Source organism: Rhizobium sp. Root1204, assembly GCF_001424965.1.
In the GTDB taxonomy this organism is placed as follows: domain Bacteria; phylum Pseudomonadota; class Alphaproteobacteria; order Rhizobiales; family Rhizobiaceae; genus Pararhizobium.
Window position 1 is genome coordinate 1 of sequence record NZ_LMCZ01000028.1, and the last position, 18,180, is coordinate 18,180.

General features: G+C 58.1%; 14 protein-coding genes, 1 tRNA gene and 1 pseudogene. 1 reads left to right on the plus strand and 15 read right to left on the minus strand.

Features of this window, described 5'->3' with window-relative positions; translation table 11 throughout:
* The 4 genes from ASC96_RS20645 to rpsL all read right to left on the minus strand — a co-directional run.
* Positions 1 to 191 (minus strand): GTP-binding protein (locus ASC96_RS20645; protein ID WP_006728776.1); only part of this gene is annotated, 191 nt, incomplete at its 3' end.
* Between the two features lie 69 nt (positions 192 to 260).
* Positions 261 to 2,360, minus strand: coding sequence for an elongation factor G (fusA, locus tag ASC96_RS20650; protein ID WP_060505010.1), 2,100 nt, complete (start codon positions 2,358 to 2,360; stop codon positions 261 to 263).
* A gap of 29 nt (positions 2,361 to 2,389) precedes the next feature.
* On the minus strand, positions 2,390 to 2,860 hold the full coding sequence (rpsG, locus tag ASC96_RS20655) for a 30S ribosomal protein S7 (protein WP_037103366.1): 471 nt from the start codon (positions 2,858 to 2,860) through the stop codon (positions 2,390 to 2,392).
* Positions 2,861 to 2,938: 78 nt separating this feature from the next.
* Positions 2,939 to 3,310, minus strand: a complete 372-nt coding sequence (gene rpsL, locus ASC96_RS20660; protein WP_003507760.1) for a 30S ribosomal protein S12 — start codon at positions 3,308 to 3,310, stop codon at positions 2,939 to 2,941.
* 575 nt (positions 3,311 to 3,885) lie between these two features.
* On the opposite strand from rpsL, the gene ASC96_RS20665 reads away from it, so the two are divergent.
* Positions 3,886 to 4,182, plus strand: coding sequence for a hypothetical protein (locus tag ASC96_RS20665; protein WP_060505011.1), 297 nt, complete (start codon positions 3,886 to 3,888; stop codon positions 4,180 to 4,182).
* A gap of 120 nt (positions 4,183 to 4,302) precedes the next feature.
* Here ASC96_RS20665 and rpoC read toward each other — a convergent pair whose 3' ends face one another.
* The 11 genes and pseudogenes from rpoC to ASC96_RS32110 all read right to left on the minus strand — a co-directional run.
* Positions 4,303 to 8,514 carry a DNA-directed RNA polymerase subunit beta' gene (gene rpoC, locus ASC96_RS20670; RefSeq protein ID WP_060505012.1) on the minus strand — a complete coding sequence of 1,404 codons (4,212 nt, stop codon included), beginning with the start codon at positions 8,512 to 8,514 and terminating at the stop codon, positions 4,303 to 4,305.
* A 189-nt stretch (positions 8,515 to 8,703) separates the two neighbouring features.
* Complete coding sequence (gene rpoB, locus ASC96_RS20675) at positions 8,704 to 12,846, minus strand: DNA-directed RNA polymerase subunit beta (protein ID WP_060505013.1); 4,143 nt, start codon at positions 12,844 to 12,846, stop codon at positions 8,704 to 8,706.
* Between the two features lie 267 nt (positions 12,847 to 13,113).
* Entirely contained in the window at positions 13,114 to 13,491 is a 378-nt protein-coding gene (gene rplL / locus ASC96_RS20680; protein WP_037103358.1) for a 50S ribosomal protein L7/L12, read from the minus strand.
* Between the two features lie 57 nt (positions 13,492 to 13,548).
* Positions 13,549 to 14,070 carry a 50S ribosomal protein L10 gene (rplJ, locus tag ASC96_RS20685; RefSeq protein ID WP_037103356.1) on the minus strand — a complete coding sequence of 174 codons (522 nt, stop codon included), beginning with the start codon at positions 14,068 to 14,070 and terminating at the stop codon, positions 13,549 to 13,551.
* Positions 14,071 to 14,394: 324 nt separating this feature from the next.
* Positions 14,395 to 15,093, minus strand: coding sequence for a 50S ribosomal protein L1 (gene rplA, locus ASC96_RS20690; protein ID WP_037103354.1), 699 nt, complete (start codon positions 15,091 to 15,093; stop codon positions 14,395 to 14,397).
* A gap of 1 nt (position 15,094) precedes the next feature.
* Entirely contained in the window at positions 15,095 to 15,526 is a 432-nt protein-coding gene (gene rplK, locus ASC96_RS20695; RefSeq protein WP_037103352.1) for a 50S ribosomal protein L11, read from the minus strand.
* A 262-nt stretch (positions 15,527 to 15,788) separates the two neighbouring features.
* Positions 15,789 to 16,319, minus strand: coding sequence for a transcription termination/antitermination protein NusG (nusG, locus tag ASC96_RS20700; protein WP_060505015.1), 531 nt, complete (start codon positions 16,317 to 16,319; stop codon positions 15,789 to 15,791).
* A gap of 16 nt (positions 16,320 to 16,335) precedes the next feature.
* Complete coding sequence (gene secE, locus ASC96_RS20705) at positions 16,336 to 16,536, minus strand: preprotein translocase subunit SecE (RefSeq protein ID WP_037103350.1); 201 nt, start codon at positions 16,534 to 16,536, stop codon at positions 16,336 to 16,338.
* A 196-nt stretch (positions 16,537 to 16,732) separates the two neighbouring features.
* Positions 16,733 to 16,808 (minus strand) — tRNA-Trp (locus tag ASC96_RS20710).
* Positions 16,809 to 16,957: 149 nt separating this feature from the next.
* Positions 16,958 to 17,851, minus strand: a complete 894-nt coding sequence (locus ASC96_RS20715) for an NAD(P)-dependent oxidoreductase (protein WP_060505014.1) — start codon at positions 17,849 to 17,851, stop codon at positions 16,958 to 16,960.
* Between the two features lie 231 nt (positions 17,852 to 18,082).
* Positions 18,083 to 18,180, minus strand: a pseudogene (locus ASC96_RS32110) (elongation factor Tu); the annotation flags it as partial.

The following is an 18,180-nucleotide window of genomic DNA, read 5'->3' on the forward strand; positions in this document are numbered from 1 at the left end:
TCGACGTGTGCCGTCGAGATGGTGATGCCGCGGGCCTTTTCTTCCGGTGCTGCGTCGATCTGGTCGTACGCCTTGAACTCGCCGAAATACTTCGTGATCGCCGCCGTCAGCGACGTCTTGCCATGGTCGACGTGGCCGATCGTGCCAATGTTAACGTGCGGCTTATTGCGCTCAAATTTGCTCTTTGCCATTTCCGGCTCTCCGTTTTGTAACCCCGAAGGGTAATTCTCTTGTTTCTGTCAGCTGGCGTTAGGCTCCGGTCACTTCTGACCGGAGTATTTCGCCTGGATTTCCTGTGCCACGTTCGAAGGAACCGGCGCATAGTGGTCGAAGGTCATCGTGTACTGTGCACGGCCCTGCGACATCGAGCGCAGGTTGTCCACGTACTTGAACATGTTGGCCAGCGGTACATTGGCGCTGATAACGACGGCAATGCCGCGCGTTTCCTGGCCCTGGATCTGACCGCGACGCGAGTTCAGATCGCCGATCACGTCACCGACGTAATCTTCCGGCGTCACGACTTCGACCTTCATCATCGGCTCGAGCAGCTGTGCACCAGCCTTCTTGGCTGCTTCACGGAAGCAGGCACGCGAAGCGATTTCGAACGCCAGAACCGAGGAGTCGACATCGTGGAATGCGCCGTCGATCAGGGTTGCCTTGACGCCAAGCATCGGGAAGCCGGCCAGCGGACCCGAAGAAAGAACGCTTTCGATGCCCTTCTGAACGCCGGGGATGTATTCCTTCGGAATTGCACCACCAACAATCTTCGACTCGAACTTGAAGTCATCGCCTTCATCGTTCGGTTCGAAGATGATCTTGACGCGCGCGAACTGACCGGTACCACCGGACTGCTTCTTGTGCGTGTAGTCTTCTTCGTGCTTCTTCGTGATCGATTCACGGTAAGCAACCTGCGGCGCACCGACGGTAGCTTCAACCTTGAATTCGCGACGCATACGGTCGACGAGAATGTCGAGGTGGAGTTCGCCCATGCCGGCGATGATCGTCTGACCGGATTCTTCGTCCGTCTTGACGCGGAACGACGGATCTTCAGCAGCCAGGCGGTTCAGCGCGAGGCCCATCTTTTCCTGGTCGTTCTTGGTCTTCGGCTCGATGGCGATCTGGATGACCGGCTCGGGGAATTCCATACGCTCAAGGATAACCTGCTTCAGCGGATCGCAGAGCGTGTCGCCGGTGGTGGTGTCCTTGAGACCCGCGAGAGCAACGATGTCGCCAGCAAAGGCTTCTTCGATGTCTTCACGGGAGTTGGAATGCATCTGCAGCATACGGCCAACGCGCTCGCGCTTTTCCTTGACCGTGTTCATGACCGACGTGCCTTTTTCGAGCTTGCCGGAATAGATACGGGCGAAGGTGAGCGAACCGACGAAGGGGTCGTTCATGATCTTGAACGCGAGCATCGAAAGCGGCTCGTCATCGGACGGATGACGTTCGATTTCGGCTTCGGTCTTGACGTCGATGCCCTTGATCGACGGAATGTCGAGCGGCGACGGCAGGTAATCGCAGACGGCGTCGAGCAGAGGCTGAACGCCCTTGTTTTTGAAGGCCGTACCGCAGAACATCGGGTGAAACTTCACGTCGATGGTACCACGGCGAACCAGCGCACGGATCTGATCGTTGTCGGGCATGACGCCGTTCAAGTAGTTTTCCATTGCTGCTTCGTCGATATCGACAACAGTCTCGATGAGGAGTTCGCGGTATTCCGCAGCCTGTTCCTTCATGTCGTCCGGGATTTCAACGACATCCCACTGGGCGCCGAGCGATTCATCACGCCAGACGAGCGCGTTCATTTCGACCAGGTCGATAACGCCCTTGAAGTCGCTTTCTGCGCCGATCGGCAGCTGCATGACAACCGGGATCGCACCGAGGCGCGACTTGATCATCGAAACCGAGCGATAGAAATCGGCGCCGGTCTTGTCCATCTTGTTGCAGAAGATCATCCGCGGGACGTTGTACTTTTCAGCCTGACGCCAGACGGTTTCCGTCTGCGGCTCTACACCAGCGTTGGCGTCGAGCAGGGCGATCGCACCGTCGAGAACACGCAGCGAACGCTCGACTTCAATGGTGAAGTCGACGTGGCCGGGGGTGTCGATGATGTTGAAGCGGCGCATCTTGCCGTCACGGCCCTTCCAGAAGGTCGTGGTAGCAGCGGACGTGATGGTGATACCGCGTTCCTGTTCCTGCTCCATCCAGTCCATGGTGGCAGCGCCGTCATGGACTTCGCCGATCTTGTGCGACTTGCCCGTGTAGTACAGAATCCGCTCGGTCGTCGTGGTCTTGCCGGCGTCGATATGCGCCATGATACCAAAATTACGGTAGTCTTCGATTTTATATTCGCGAGCCATATGACTGCCTTTCGAAAATTGTTCGTCGATTACCAGCGGTAATGCGAGAATGCGCGGTTGGCGTCGGCCATCTTGTGCGTGTCTTCGCGCTTCTTGACGGCGCTACCACGGTTGTTCGCAGCATCCATGAGTTCGCCGCAGAGGCGATCGATCATGGTGGTTTCGTTGCGCTTGCGGGCAGCAGCGATCAGCCAGCGAATGGCAAGAGCCTGGCGGCGTTCGGGACGAACATCGACCGGAACCTGATAGGTTGCACCACCAACGCGGCGCGAACGGACTTCGACGTGCGGAGCGATATTGTCGAGCGCGGAATGGAACACGGTGACCGGCTCCTGCTTCAGCTTGCCCTGAACGAGATCGAATGCACCGTAAACGATGCTTTCAGCGACCGACTTCTTACCATGAAGCATGATAGCATTCATGAACTTGGTGACAACCAGATCGCCGAACTTCGGGTCCGGATTGATCTCGCGCTTTTCTGCACTATGACGACGTGACATACTTTTGTCTCTCAACTTTGAACGGGCGCCTTAACACGCGGAGAACCTCGCGCAGCGCCTTAAACTGTGGAACCCGAATTACTTCGGACGCTTCGCACCATACTTCGAACGGCGCTGCTTACGATTCTTGACACCCTGGGTATCGAGAACGCCGCGAATGATGTGGTAACGAACGCCCGGCAAGTCCTTTACACGGCCGCCGCGGATCATGACAACGGAGTGTTCCTGAAGGTTGTGACCCTCGCCCGGAATGTAGCCGATGACTTCGAAGCCGTTGGTGAGGCGGATCTTGGCAACCTTACGCAGAGCCGAGTTCGGCTTCTTCGGGGTCGTCGTATAAACGCGGGTGCAAACGCCACGCTTCTGCGGGTTTTCCTGCAAAGCAGGAACCTTATTACGCTTTACCTGTGCCTGACGCGGCTTGCGGATCAGCTGGTTTACGGTAGGCATATAACCATCCCTTACAATTCTGTCTCAATACCCTTGCGGGCGGATCAATGCCGTCGCCGGCGGTTTCGAACGCTATAAATGCGCAAAACGAGGACCGATCCACTTTTCAGCAGATGGCCCGCAAAAAAGCAGAGGACACTGTTATTTCAGCGTCTTGCGTCCAGCATTTTGGTCTTCAGCGTGCGTTTCGAACCTTGTTTGAGGCGAACTCCAGAACATGACGTTCCGAACCAGCCAGCCTCACATAGGCTCCGATGGGGCGGGGTGTACTGATTTCGGGGTGTCCCGTCAAGGGGAATTAACAAATATTCCCGGACGCGCAGGGCTGTCATGCCTGCAAAACAAGGCTTTGCCGGGCAAAGAGGAGCTCGCCCCTGCTCCCGAAAGGCGGAATCGCCGGAGCAGGCTTCTCAACTTAAAGAATCATAAAGCAATTCTGCAATTCGGCAAGAACCGGGGGAATCGCCCTCCCCCCAAGTCTCGACGATTCGTCGTGGAACAGTGTTTTTTCCGGCGCGCGCTGCGGCAATACGCTGTAATGTCACAGAATAGAGCTTTCGAAAGAGGAATGAGCCATGACTGCCAAGCCGGACAACGACAACAATCTCGACGGACCGATGGTCTTCATCATCATCGGCAAGGCGTATGAGCAGGATGGCGACAAAGAGGGCGTGGACATCCACGTGATGCTGCGCGCACCCGACGACGACACCGCCGTGCGTGAAGCCTTGAATGCACTGGCCGAGGAAGGTTTCCTCGAAGCAGACCTCGACCAGATCGGCACCTTGACCGATGCACCGGACGATGAGCCGCACGCCTCCGCCTACCAGGGCGCGCTCACCGGTGAAGTCGCGATCATCAAGTTCGGTTGACCGAAAGGGGTGTCATCGGCGGACGCCGATAGCGAGAATGCAAAAAGCCGCCCGGAGCGATCCGGGCGGCTTTTTCAATGGGAGACCAAGGGCGGCAGAACCGCCCTCGCCTTTTCAGCCTTATTCGGCTGCTGCTTCTTCCTTGGCTGCCATGTCGGCCAGCATCGGCGTTGCAGCGTCGGCACCCGTTCCCTTGCGGCGCTCTTCGAGGATCATCTCGTCGCGCGCGGTCGCAATACGGCGGATCTGGGTCATGGTGCCACCGGTACCGGCCGGGATAAGGCGGCCGACGATGACGTTTTCCTTCAGACCCTGCAGGCCGTCGGTCTTGCCGGCGATCGCAGCTTCCGTCAGCACCTTGGTCGTTTCCTGGAAGGAAGCGGCCGAGATGAACGACGGCGTCTGCAGCGATGCCTTGGTGATGCCGAGCAGAACCGGATCGCCGTAAGCCGGCTTCTTGCCCTGTTCGATCAGCTGATCGTTGACATCTTCCAGTTCGATGCGGTCGACGCTGTCGCCAACGATATAGGTCGAGTCACCGGCGTCGGTCACTTCCACCTTCTGCAGCATCTGGCGAACGATCACCTCGATGTGCTTGTCGTTGATCACAACGCCCTGCAGACGATAGACTTCCTGGATTTCGTTGACCAGGTAGGAAGCAAGTGCCTCCACACCCTTGATCGCCAGGATGTCATGCGGTGCCGGGTTACCGTCGAGGATGTAGTCACCCTTTTCGATATAGTCGCCATCCTGAAGATGGAAGGGCTTGCCCTTCGGGATCAGGTACTCGACCGGCTCTACACCGTCTTCCGCAGGCTCGATCAGCACGCGGCGCTTGTTCTTGTAGTCGCGGCCGAAGCGGATCGTACCATCGATTTCGGCGATGATCGCGTGATCCTTCGGACGGCGCGCTTCGAAGAGTTCGGCAACGCGCGGCAGACCGCCGGTGATGTCCTTCGTCTTGGCGCTTTCCAGCGGCGAACGTGCGAGCACGTCACCCTGGGAGACCTTGGTGCCCGGCTCTACCGACAGAATGGCGTCGACCGAAAGCATGAAGCGGGCGTCGCCACCACGCGACAGCTTCATGACTGCGCCGTTCTTGTCCTTGATGACGATTGCCGGCTTCAGGTCGATACCGCGTGGCGTCGAACGCCAATCGATAACCTGACGCTTGGTGATGCCGGTTGCTTCGTCGGTCGCTTCCAGAACGGAGATACCATCGACGATATCTTCGAAATGAACCGTACCTTCGACTTCCGTCATCATCGGGCGTGTGTAGGGGTCCCACTCGGCCAGACGCTGGCCGCGCTTCACCTTGTCACCATCATCGACAAAGATCTTCGAACCGTAGGCGACACGCTGCGAGGACCGCTCGACACCACGTTCGTCGAGAATCTGGATCGCCATGTTGCGGCCCATTGCGACGAGAACGTTTTCCGAGTTGCGCAGCATGTTGCGGTTCTTGATCTGGATCGTACCTTCGTACGACGCTTCCAGGAACGAGCTGTCGACAACCGTCGCCGTGCCACCAAGGTGGAACGTACGCATGGTGAGCTGGGTGCCCGGTTCACCGATCGACTGAGCAGCGATAACACCGACCGCTTCACCCATGTTGACAGGAGTACCGCGGGCAAGGTCACGGCCGTAGCAGACGCCGCAGACGCCGGTCTGGATTTCGCAGGTCAGTGCCGAGCGAATACGGATCGACTGGATGCCAGCCTTTTCGATTTCGACGACATCGGCTTCGAGGATCATCTTGCCAGCGTCGACGATGCGATCGCCGGTAACCGGATGATCGATATTGTCGAGTGCGGTACGGCCGAGAACACGGGCACCGATGGAGGCAACAACCTGACCGGCATCGACGATGGCGGTCATGGTGAGGCCGGTTTCGGTACCGCAATCCGTCGAATTGACGATGCAATCCTGCGCGACGTCGACGAGACGGCGTGTCAGGTAACCGGAGTTTGCGGTCTTCAAGGCGGTGTCTGCGAGACCCTTACGGGCACCGTGGGTCGAGTTGAAGTACTCGTTAACGGTCAGGCCTTCCTTGAAGTTCGAGATGATCGGCGTCTCGATGATTTCACCCGACGGCTTGGCCATCAGGCCGCGCATGCCGCCCAGCTGACGCATCTGGTTCGGAGAACCACGGGCGCCGGAGTGCGACATCATATAGATGGCGTTCATCGGCTTCTGCCGGCCGGTTGCCGGGTCGAACTCAACGGCCTTGATGCGGGCCATCATGTCTTCGGCGACCTTGTCCGTTGCCTTACCCCAGGCGTCGACCACCTTGTTGTACTTTTCGCCCTGAGTGATCAGGCCGTCATTGTACTGCTGTTCGTATTCCTTCACCAGGCTTTCGGTGTCGCCGACGATCTTGGCCTTGGTATCCGGAATGACCATGTCGTCCTTGCCGAACGAAATGCCGGCTCGGCAGGCATGGGCGAAGCCGAGCTGCATGATGCGGTCGCAGAAAATGACCGTGTCCTTCTGGCCGCAATGACGGTAGACCGTGTCGATCATCTTGGAGATGTTCTTCTTGGTCAGTTCCTGGTTGCAGACGTCGAACGGCACGTTGGCGTTCTTCGGCAGAAGTTCGCCGATGAGCATACGGCCAGGCGTGGTTTCATAGATCTTCGAAACCGGCTTGCCTTCGGCATCGACGGTCTTGAAGCGGCCACGGATCTTGGCGTGCAGCGTCACCGACTTGGTTTCAAGCGCGTGATGCAGTTCGCCGAGATCGGAGAAGGCCATGCCTTCGCCCGGCTCGTTCTGGTTCAGGATCGACAGATAGTAGAGGCCGAGAACCATGTCCTGCGACGGAACGATGATCGGCGCGCCGTTTGCCGGGTGCAGAATGTTGTTCGTCGACATCATGAGCACGCGCGCTTCCAGCTGCGCTTCCAGCGACAGCGGGACGTGAACGGCCATCTGGTCACCGTCGAAGTCGGCGTTGAACGCCGTGCAGACGAGCGGATGCAGCTGGATCGCCTTGCCTTCGACCAGGGTCGGTTCGAAGGCCTGGATGCCCAGGCGGTGCAGCGTCGGAGCGCGGTTCAGGAGAACCGGATGCTCGCGGATAACCTCGTCGAGAATATCCCAGACTTCCGGCTTTTCCTTTTCAACCAGCTTCTTGGCCTGCTTGACGGTCGAGGAATAACCCTTGGCGTCGAGGCGGGCGTAGATGAATGGCTTGAACAGTTCGAGCGCCATCTTCTTCGGCAGACCGCACTGGTGCAGCTTCAGTTCCGGGCCGGTCACGATAACCGAACGGCCGGAATAGTCGACGCGCTTGCCGAGCAGGTTCTGACGGAAGCGGCCCTGCTTGCCCTTGAGCATGTCGGACAGCGACTTCAGCGGACGCTTGTTGGCACCGGTGATGACGCGGCCGCGGCGGCCGTTGTCAAACAGGGCGTCAACGGATTCCTGCAGCATGCGCTTTTCGTTGCGGATGATGATGCCAGGCGCACGCAGCTCGATCAGGCGCTTCAACCGGTTGTTCCGGTTGATGACGCGGCGATAGAGGTCGTTGAGGTCGGACGTCGCGAAACGGCCGCCGTCCAGCGGAACCAGCGGACGCAGATCCGGCGGGATCACCGGAACGACCTTCATGATCATCCATTCCGGACGGTTGCCGGATTCCATGAAGTTCTCAACGATCTTCAGGCGCTTCATCAGCTTCTTCTGCTTCAGCTCGGACGTGGTGTCAGCCATTTCCGAACGCAGATCGCCGGCGATCTTTTCGAGATTCATCGAGGCCAGCATCTCGTAGATGGCTTCAGCACCGATCATCGCCGTGAACTGATCTTCGCCGAACTCGTCGACGGCGATCATGTATTCTTCTTCCGAGAGAAGCTGATTTTCCTTGAGAGAAGTCAGGCCTGGCTCGGTGACGATGTAGTTTTCGAAATAGAGGACGCGCTCGATATCCTTCAGCGTCATGTCGAGCAGCGTCGCGATGCGGCTCGGCAGGGACTTCAGGAACCAGATATGGGCGACCGGAGCGGCAAGCTCGATATGCCCCATGCGCTCACGGCGAACGCGCGACAACGTCACTTCGACGCCGCACTTTTCGCAGATGATGCCCTTGTACTTCATGCGCTTGTACTTGCCGCACAGGCACTCATAGTCCTTGATCGGGCCAAAGATGCGCGCGCAGAACAGGCCGTCGCGTTCCGGCTTGAACGTGCGGTAGTTGATGGTTTCCGGCTTCTTGATCTCACCGTAGGACCAGGAGAGAATCTTCTCCGGCGACGCAATCGAGATCCGGATGGAATCGAAGGTCTGCGCAGGCACCTGCGGATTGAAAAGGTTCATGACCTCTTGGTTCATGCCTATCTCCTTTATGGGCTATCGCCCTGAGCTTGGCAGAGAGCGCGGCAATTCCCGGGCGCCGGCTCCTGCTCGAAACGGATAAAACCGCATCAAATGCGGCCGTATTTCCTACCCTGCCCCGCCAACGCGGGATCGGGTGGAAACGGTGCGCGCCGCCTTTTTAAAAGCGGCACGCACCCTGATGTCTTACTCGGCCGCGTCCGGCAGCTGCGTCGCCGTCGTGAGTTCGTCGAGCTTGGAGTTCTCCAGTTCGACAGAAAGACCCAGCGAGCGCATTTCCTTGACGAGAACGTTGAAGCTCTCCGGAATACCGGCTTCGAAGGTGTCGTCTCCGCGGACGATCGCTTCGTAGACCTTGGTACGGCCGGCCACGTCGTCGGACTTCACCGTCAGCATTTCCTGCAGGGTGTAGGCGGCGCCGTAAGCTTCCAGAGCCCAGACTTCCATTTCCCCGAAGCGCTGACCGCCGAACTGCGCCTTACCACCGAGCGGCTGCTGAGTGACGAGCGAGTAAGGACCGATCGAACGGGCGTGGATCTTGTCGTCCACAAGGTGGTTCAGCTTCAGCATGTAGATGTAGCCGACCGTCACCTGACGGTCGAACTGATCGCCGGTACGGCCATCATACAGCGTCGACTGACCCGAAACCTTCAGGCCTGCCTGTTCCAGCATCTCGTTGACGTCGGCTTCGACAGCACCGTCGAAGACAGGCGTTGCGATCGACACGCCGCGGCGGGTCTGCTCGGCCAGACGGACGATGGATTCATCGTCGTAGTCCTTGATCGGCTCGCCCTTCGGACCGGAACCAATGACGCTGTCAATGGTATCGCGCAGCGGCTGGATGCTGTCGCCTGCCTTATAGGCGTCGAGCATCTGACCGATCTGCTTGCCCATGCCGGCGCAGGCCCAACCCAGATGGGTTTCAAGGATCTGGCCAACGTTCATGCGCGAAGGCACGCCCAGCGGATTGAGCACGACGTCAACATGCGTACCATCTTCCAGGAACGGCATGTCTTCGATCGGCACGATGCGAGAAACCACACCCTTGTTGCCGTGACGGCCAGCCATCTTGTCGCCTGGCTGGATCTTGCGCTTCACAGCGACGAAGACCTTGACCATCTTCATGACGCCCGGAGGCATTTCGTCGCCACGCTGAACCTTTTCGACCTTGTCCATGAAGCGATGCTCGAGCAGCGACTTGGATTCGTCGTACTGGCCACGCAGAGCTTCGACTTCGCCCTGAGCCTTTTCGTCTTCCGTCGCAAACATCCACCACTGCGAGCGGGGATATTCGGAAATGACGGCGTTCGAAAGTTCGGTGCCCTTCTTGAAGCCCTTCGGACCGGCAACAGCGACCTGGCCGCGCAGCATGTCGAGGAGACGCGAGTAGACGTTGCGATCGAGGATCGCCTGTTCGTCGTCGCGGTCCTTGGCAAGACGCTCGATCTCTTCCCGCTCGATCGCCATCGCACGTTCGTCTTTTTCCACGCCGTGACGGTTGAAGACGCGAACTTCGACGATGGTGCCGAAGGTGCCCGGAGGCATACGCATGGAGGTGTCGCGGACGTCGGACGCCTTTTCACCGAAGATGGCGCGCAGAAGCTTTTCTTCCGGCGTCATCGGGCTTTCGCCCTTCGGGGTGATCTTGCCGACCAGAATGTCGCCAGGAGCCACTTCGGCGCCGATGTAGACGATACCGGCTTCGTCGAGGTTCTTCAGCGCTTCTTCCGAAACGTTCGGAATGTCGCGGGTGATTTCTTCCGGACCAAGCTTGGTGTCGCGCGCCATCACTTCGAATTCTTCGATGTGGATGGAGGTGAACACGTCATCGCGAACGATGCGCTCGGACAGAAGGATCGAGTCCTCGTAGTTGTAACCGTTCCACGGCATGAACGCGACGAGCGCGTTGCGGCCGAGAGCCAGGTCACCGAGATCGGTCGAGGGACCGTCAGCGATGATGTCGCCCTTGTTCAGGATGTCACCGACGGTGACCAGCGGGCGCTGGTTGACGCAGGTGTTCTGGTTGGAACGCTGGAACTTCTGCAGGCGGTAGATGTCAACGCCGGACTTGCCGGCCTGGAGATCTTCCGTCGCACGGATAACGATACGGGTCGCATCGACCTGGTCGACCACGCCGCCACGACGGGCAGCGATGGCAGCGCCGGAGTCGCGAGCCACGATCGGCTCCATGCCGGTACCGACGAACGGTGCTTCCGCACGCAGCAGAGGCACGGCCTGACGCTGCATGTTGGAACCCATCAGAGCGCGGTTGGCGTCGTCGTTTTCCAGGAACGGAATGAGCGCCGCAGCAACAGAAACGAGCTGCTTTGGCGAAACGTCCATCAGGTTCACGACATCGCGCGGAGCGAGCATAACGTCGCCAGCGTGACGGCAAACAACGAATTCTTCAACGAAGGACTGGTCGTCGTTGAGTTCGGAGTTGGCCTGGGCCACGTGATACTTGGCTTCTTCCATCGCCGACAGATAGACGACATCCTTAGTGACCTTACCGTCAACGATCTTGCGGTAAGGGCTTTCGATGAAGCCATACTTGTTGACGCGGGCAAAGGTCGCCAGCGAGTTGATCAGACCGATGTTCGGGCCTTCCGGCGTTTCGATCGGGCAGATACGGCCGTAATGGGTCGGGTGAACGTCGCGGACTTCGAAGCCGGCGCGTTCGCGCGTCAGACCGCCCGGTCCAAGAGCCGAAAGACGGCGCTTGTGGGTGATTTCCGACAGCGGGTTCACCTGGTCCATGAACTGCGACAGCTGCGAGGAACCGAAGAACTCGCGAACAGCGGCAGCAGCCGGCTTGGCGTTGATCAGGTCCTGCGGCATGACAGTGTCGATTTCGATCGACGACATGCGTTCCTTGATCGCACGCTCCATGCGCAGCAGACCGAGGCGATACTGATTTTCCATCAATTCGCCGACCGAACGCACACGGCGGTTGCCGAGGTTGTCGATGTCGTCGATTTCGCCCTTGCCGTCACGCAGGTCCACGAGCATCCGGACAACAGCCAGGATGTCTTCCTTGCGCAGAACACGAACCGTATCGGCAGCATCCACGTCGAGACGCATGTTCATCTTCACGCGGCCAACGGCGGACAGGTCGTAACGCTCCGCATCGAAGAACAACGTGTTGAACATGGCTTCAGCCGAATCCATGGTCGGCGGCTCGCCGGGACGCATGACGCGGTAGATATCGAACAGCGCATCCTGACGGTTTTCGTTCTTGTCGACCGAAAGCGTGTTGCGGATGTAGGCACCGACATTGATATGGTCGATGTCGAGGATCGGGATTTCGTCGAAACCAGCACCGAGGATGACGCCGAGCGTCTTCTCGTCGATTTCATCGCCGGCTTCGAGGAAGATCTCACCGGTCGACATGTTGACGAGGTCTTCGGCCAGGAAGTTGCCGTAAAGTTCGTCATCGGTCGCCTTGATGGCCTTGAGGCCCTTTTCGGTGAGCTGCTTCAACAGACGCGGGGTCAGCTTCTTGCCGGATTCCACGACCACTTCGCCGGTGTCGGCGTCGATCAGGTCGGACAAGGCCTTCTGGCCCTTCAAGACGTCCGGCTGGAACGGAATGCGCCAGCCCTTGCCGTCACGCTGGTAGAGCGACTTGGTGTAGAACGTATCGAGGATTTCCTCGCCGTCCATGCCGAGCGCCATCAGCAGCGACGTCACCGGAATCTTGCGGCGGCGGTCGATACGGGCGTGCACAACGTCCTTGGCATCGAATTCGATGTCGAGCCAGGAGCCGCGATAGGGAATGACGCGGGCAGCAAACAGCAGCTTGCCCGAGGAGTGGCTCTTGCCCTTGTCGTGGTCGAAGAACACGCCCGGCGAACGGTGCATCTGGGAGACGATGACGCGCTCGGTGCCGTTGACGATGAACGTACCGTTGTTGGTCATGAGCGGCATGTCGCCCATGTAAACGTTCTGTTCCTTGATGTCCTTGATCGACTTGGCGCCCGTATCCTCGTCAATATCAAACACGATGAGGCGCAGCGTCACCTTGAGCGGCGCTGCGTAGGTCAGATCGCGCTGACGGCATTCCTCGACGTCGAACTTCGGCTGTTCGAACTCGTAGGACACGAATTCGAGCATCGAAGCGCCGGAGAAATCGGTGATCGGGAAAACCGACTTGAAAACAGACTGAAGCCCCTCGTCCGGACGGCCGCCTTGCGGCTCGTCGACCATGAGGAACTGATCGTAGGATGCCTTCTGAACCTCGATGAGGTTCGGCATTTCTGCGACTTCGGGAATTTTACCAAAAAACTTGCGTACGCGCCTACGACCATTGAAAGAAAGGGTCTGAGCCATCGTCGCTCCTTCAAATTTTGCATCCGGGCCTGCAACGGACGGGAACCGATGGCCAGTCGACCCCGTCAATCAATGGATTGTTCAATCTCGTCCAGCCCCCAAAAACGCTCAGCGCGGATTGCTGTGCTGTTCCTGGTTCGGGACTATCCTCTTGAAGAACCCATTACCCAAAAGCCGTTTTCAATGGGCTTTTGGGTAATATGTTCAGAAAGCGGTCAAAGAGAGGCGGCCATTTTCATGGCCACCTCTCCTTTAAAACAAGCAGAATTACTTGACGTCAACCTTGGCGCCAGCTTCTTCGAGCTTCTTCTTGAGGTCTGCAGCTTCAGCCTTGGAAACGCCTTCCTTGACGGCCTTCGGAGCAGCTTCAACGAGATCCTTGGCTTCCTTCAGGCCGAGGCCTGTGATCGCGCGGACTTCCTTGATGACGTTGATCTTGTTTGCGCCGGCATCAGCGAGGATGACGTCAAACTCAGTCTTTTCTTCTTCAGCAGCAGCAGCAACGCCAGCGCCTCCAGCAGCAGCAACGGCTACCGGAGCAGCAGCGGAAACGCCCCACTTTTCTTCAAGAAGCTTCGACAGTTCTGCAGCTTCCAGAACGGTCAACGAGGACAGGTCTTCAACGATCTTAGAGAGATCAGCCATTTTATAGTTCCTTTTATTCGGTTCGAACTTGGTTTGATATAACAACGAAAAACCGCCTTATGCGGCTTCTTCGTCCTTCTTGGCGTAGGCTGCGAACACGCGGGCAAGCTGGCTTGCCGGTGCTGCAACAACCGATGCGATGCGCGTTGCCGGGGTCTGAATCATACCCAGCAGCTTTGCACGCAGCTCGTCCAGCGACGGCAGGGTCGCAAGCGACTTGACTGCATCCGCGGACAGCGTGGTTGCGCCCATGGCGCCACCCAGAACAACGATCTTGTCGTTGGTCTTGGCGAAGTCCATGAGAACCTTAGGAGCCGTGATCGGGTCGGCGCTGAATGCTACCAGCGTCTGGCCCTTGAAGAGATTGGACATCCCTTCGGCTTCCGTACCCTGAAGGGCGATCTTGGCCAGGCGGTTTTTCGCGACTTTGACGGTGCCGCCAGCAGCGCGCATCTTCGAACGGAAGTCGTTCATCTGTGCGACTGTGACACCAGCATAGTGGGCCACGACAACCGAACCGGCGCCCTTGAAGGACTCGTTCAGCTCCGTGACGAATTCGCGTTTTTCCGCTCTTTCCACTGCCTATCTCCAGTTGACTGGACCGCAATACACAGCCCAGTCGGTTTGCCTTTGCCGCAAGAAATCAAGGTGATCTCAGGCGACGCTCGAGGATCCTGTCCCCTGCGGACGCTTCGCAGCGTTCACAAGGCAAGCCGAGGTTCGAACCGAATTTCCACACTTGCGTGCATCAAATGAAATTCGGGACTCACCCATCTCATGCAGGCTGAAGTGATTAAGGGATAACCACCTGCAATCTCGGACAGGAGTTCCGGGTTTGATCCCGGAATTTCCGGCTCCGAGGAGCCGGAAATCTGTGACCGGACCGAGGCCCGGATAAACTGATTAAGCGGCGCTAACCGTCGACGGGTCGATCTTGACGCCTGGACCCATGGTCGAGGAAATCGCGACGCGCTTGACGTAGTTGCCCTTGGCGCCAGCCGGCTTTGCCTTGATGACCGCATCAGCGAAAGCGCGGATGTTTTCTTCAAGAGCAGCAGCATCGAACGATGCCTTGCCGATGCCAGCGTGAACGATACCGGCCTTTTCGACGCGGAACTCAACGGCGCCGCCCTTCGATGCCTTGACAGCACCGGCGACGTCCATGGTGACGGTTCCGACCTTCGGGTTCGGCATCATGCCACGCGGGCCGAGTACCTTGCCGAGACGGCCGACGAGCGGCATCATGTCCGGAGTGGCGATGCAGCGATCGAAATCGATCTTGCCGCCCTGAACGATGTCAACCAGGTCTTCCGCACCGACGATGTCTGCGCCGGCAGCCTTAGCTTCATCAGCCTTGGCGCCACGTGCGAACACGGCAACGCGAACGTCACGGCCAGTGCCGTTCGGCAGGTTGACAACGCCACGGACCATCTGGTCGGCATGACGCGGATCAACACCGAGGTTCATCGCAACTTCGATGGTTTCGTCGAACTTTGCGATCGCACGGGCCTTCACCAGGGTGATGGCTTCCGACAGAGCAACGAGCTTCGTCGGATCGATGCCTTCGCGGGTCTTCTGTACACGCTTTGCAAGCTTTGCCATGTTACGCCACCACTTCCAGACCCATGGCGCGGGCGGAGCCCTCGATCATGGTCATTGCGCCTTCGATATCGGCTGCGTTCAGGTCCTTCATCTTGGCTTCGGCGATCGACTTGATCTGAGCCTTGGTGAGCTTACCTGCAGCAGCTCCCTTGCCCGGGGTCTTCGAACCCGAGGTGAGCTTTGCTTCCTTCTTCAGGAAGTAGCTGACTGGCGGCTGCTTCATGACGAAAGTGAAGGACTTGTCCTGGTAATAGGTGATGACGACCGGGATCGGCATGCCCTTTTCCATTTCCTGCGTAGCCGCATTGAACGACTTGCAGAATTCCATGATGTTAATGCCACGCTGACCAAGCGCCGGGCCGATTGGCGGGGACGGGTTTGCCGATCCTGCCTTGACCTGAAGCTTGAGCTGGCCTGCAACTTTCTTAGCCATATCTCTCTGCCTTTATGGTTTTCCAGGCTCCCTCCCCGCCAATGGCAGATCGGAACCGGAAATGTTCTGGCCGGTTTCCCGGCCCTTCATGCCACGCTCGAAAAGCGCGGCGGCTGCGGTTGCGTGGTGCGGAACCGGATCCGGCTAAGACCCTTACCCTTCCACGCGGATTGCGGGTTGCCCCGCCTTTACCGGATAAAACCATCCGGAAACAAAAGAATGCCGCGCAGCCAGACAATCCCGGCGCTGCGGCATTCTGAAATCAGACTTTTTCGACCTGAGCGTACTCAAGATCAACCGGCGTAGCGCGGCCGAAGATCGACACTTCAACCTTGAGGCGCGAACGCTCCTCGTCAACGTCCTGAACGATACCGTTGAACGATGCGAACGGACCGTCGGAGACGCGTACCTGCTCACCGACCTCAAAGGAAATCGAAGGCTTCGGACGATCTACACCGTCCTGAACCTGACCGAGAATGCGCTCGGCTTCGAAATCCGGGATCGGAACCGGCTTGTTGTCGGAACCGAGGAAGCCCGTAACCTTGGGCGTATTCTTGATGAGGTGATAGGCCTCATCCGTCAGATTGGCGCGCACAAGCACGTAACCCGGAAAAAACTTGCGCTCGGCATCGACCTTGCGGCCACGACGAACTTCAACGACCTTCTCGGTCGGAACGAGAATCTTTTCAAACAGATGGCTCAAGCCCTTCTGCTTGGCCTTCTCCTCGATCGATTCAGCGACCTTCTTCTCGAAATTCGAGTAGGCGTGAACGATGTACCAACGCGCTGCCATATTCATCCCCAACCGTTCAGACGCCAGCATTCAGGACGAGGCCAATCAGCCAGCCCATCAGTTGGTCCGCAGCAAAAAAGAAGATCGCCGCAAAGAACACCATGACGAATACCATCAGCGTCGAGATCATCGTCTCGCGCCGTGAAGGCCAAGTGACTTTCGCCGTCTCAGCACGAACCTGCTGCAGAAACGTAAATGGATTTGTTTTGGATGCCATTGAATGCTCACGCCTTAACGGCCCGTAAAGCTGACGATCAGCCCCACGCGCCGCGTGTCTGTTTGAACCCTACATAAAGACCGATTCTATAAATCACAAGAGGTCAACGATCTTTTTGCGAAATTAGCCGGAAAAGACAAGCCTTCTCCCTGTATAGTGTGCCAGCTCGCTGCGGCTTGATATGTACCGAATTGAATGGCAGGGGCAGTAAGGCTCGAACTTACGACCTGCGGTTTTGGAGACCGCCGCTCTACCAACTGAGCTATACCCCTAGACCAGCAGCGCCAGATGCAAAATGCGAAGCGCCACATGAAGTCAGCGGGTTATTATTCAGTTTGACCGGAATTGACAAGCGTCTTTGCGCGAAAAAAGAAAAGAAATCCGCATCCGGTCCCGTTTTTCCCGGCCTGATATCCACAGTCTAGACTTCGACGTATTGACGCCAGTCATGCTCCTCCCGGAACCCCAGCACTTCGCGGATCTTCCGGTTCGAAAGCAAGCTCTCGAACTCACCAATCTCGCGGGTGAACGGCACGCCTGGAAAATACCGCACCGCCAGTTCCCGCGTCGGCGTATTGGCCGACACCGTATCATTGACTGCATTGAAAACCTGGAAACCGAGCCCGTCCTTCTCGACGCAGAGCTTGACGATCTGCCCGAGATCGCGGGCGTCAATATAGCTCCAGGCGATGCGTTTGCGGATTTCCGGATTGGCGAAATAGGCCGGGAATCGCGCGTATTCGTGCGGCTCGATGACATTGCCTATCCTCAGCGCATAGATATCGGCCCCGGAGCGTTCGGCAAAGGCACGCGCCGTCTTCTCGTTCACCACCTTCGACAGCCCGTAGGAATCCATCGGATTAACGTCATAGTCCTCATCCAGGGGGAACTGATGAAAGTCGCGATGACCTTCGGCAAAGCAGACGCCGTAGGTGGTCTCGCTGGAGGCAATGATGATCTTGCGGATACCGAGCTTCACTGCCGCCTCGATGACGTTGTAGGTGCCCATCGTGTTGATGCGGAAGGTTTCGTTGTCCGGCTTGATCAGGATGCGCGGCACGGCGGCGAAATGAACCACCGCATCAAATGGCTGCGGCCCCTTCCCCTGTTCCATATCGGGGAAATCCCGGTGCATCGACATGACATTGAACATCTGACCGCTATCGGTGATGTCGGCGATCAGATTGGTGACGCCCGGGCTCTCCAGTGGCGCCAGGTCGACATTATGCACCTCATAGCCCGCCTCAACGAGATACGGCACAGCGTGGCGACCTGCCTTGCCTGCACCACCGGTAAACAGAATTCTCTTGCCCATGACATCCTCCGTTCGGTCACAACCCCGTGCAGGCGCTTGCATGCCCGTCATTCCGCTATGCCCCTGCCCCTTCGAGCGCCACAAGGGTCACTCTCCAGACCAGGCTACGATCAATTCATGCCGCGCAAGGTTTCCGGGCGCAGCAGCAAACAACATGATGCCATCTGTTGCCAGATAACAAAAAACCCCGCTGTTGCCAGCGGGGCCCTTTTCAGTTCTTGCTATCGCCGATTACTCGACGATGGAGGCTACGATGCCGGCGCCGACGGTACGGCCGCCTTCACGGATAGCGAAGCGCAGCTTTTCTTCCATGGCGATCGGAACGATCA

Excerpts from the sequence above, each read along its gene's own strand:
- rpoB (WP_060505013.1), bottom strand. The coding sequence starts at position 12,846 with ATGGCTCAGACCCTTTCTTTCAATGGTCGTAGGCGCGTACGCAAGTTT.
- rpsL (WP_003507760.1), bottom strand. The coding sequence starts at position 3,310 with ATGCCTACCGTAAACCAGCTGATCCGCAAGCCGCGTCAGGCACAGGTA.
- nusG (WP_060505015.1), bottom strand. The coding sequence starts at position 16,319 with ATGGCAGCGCGTTGGTACATCGTTCACGCCTACTCGAATTTCGAGAAG.
- fusA (WP_060505010.1), bottom strand. The coding sequence starts at position 2,360 with ATGGCTCGCGAATATAAAATCGAAGACTACCGTAATTTTGGTATCATG.
- ASC96_RS20715 (WP_060505014.1), bottom strand. The coding sequence starts at position 17,851 with ATGGGCAAGAGAATTCTGTTTACCGGTGGTGCAGGCAAGGCAGGTCGC.
- ASC96_RS20665 (WP_060505011.1), top strand. The coding sequence starts at position 3,886 with ATGACTGCCAAGCCGGACAACGACAACAATCTCGACGGACCGATGGTC.
- secE (WP_037103350.1), bottom strand. The coding sequence starts at position 16,536 with ATGGCATCCAAAACAAATCCATTTACGTTTCTGCAGCAGGTTCGTGCT.
- rplL (WP_037103358.1), bottom strand. The coding sequence starts at position 13,491 with ATGGCTGATCTCTCTAAGATCGTTGAAGACCTGTCCTCGTTGACCGTT.
- rpsG (WP_037103366.1), bottom strand. The coding sequence starts at position 2,860 with ATGTCACGTCGTCATAGTGCAGAAAAGCGCGAGATCAATCCGGACCCG.
- rplK (WP_037103352.1), bottom strand. The coding sequence starts at position 15,526 with ATGGCTAAGAAAGTTGCAGGCCAGCTCAAGCTTCAGGTCAAGGCAGGA.
- rpoC (WP_060505012.1), bottom strand. The coding sequence starts at position 8,514 with ATGAACCAAGAGGTCATGAACCTTTTCAATCCGCAGGTGCCTGCGCAG.
- rplA (WP_037103354.1), bottom strand. The coding sequence starts at position 15,093 with ATGGCAAAGCTTGCAAAGCGTGTACAGAAGACCCGCGAAGGCATCGAT.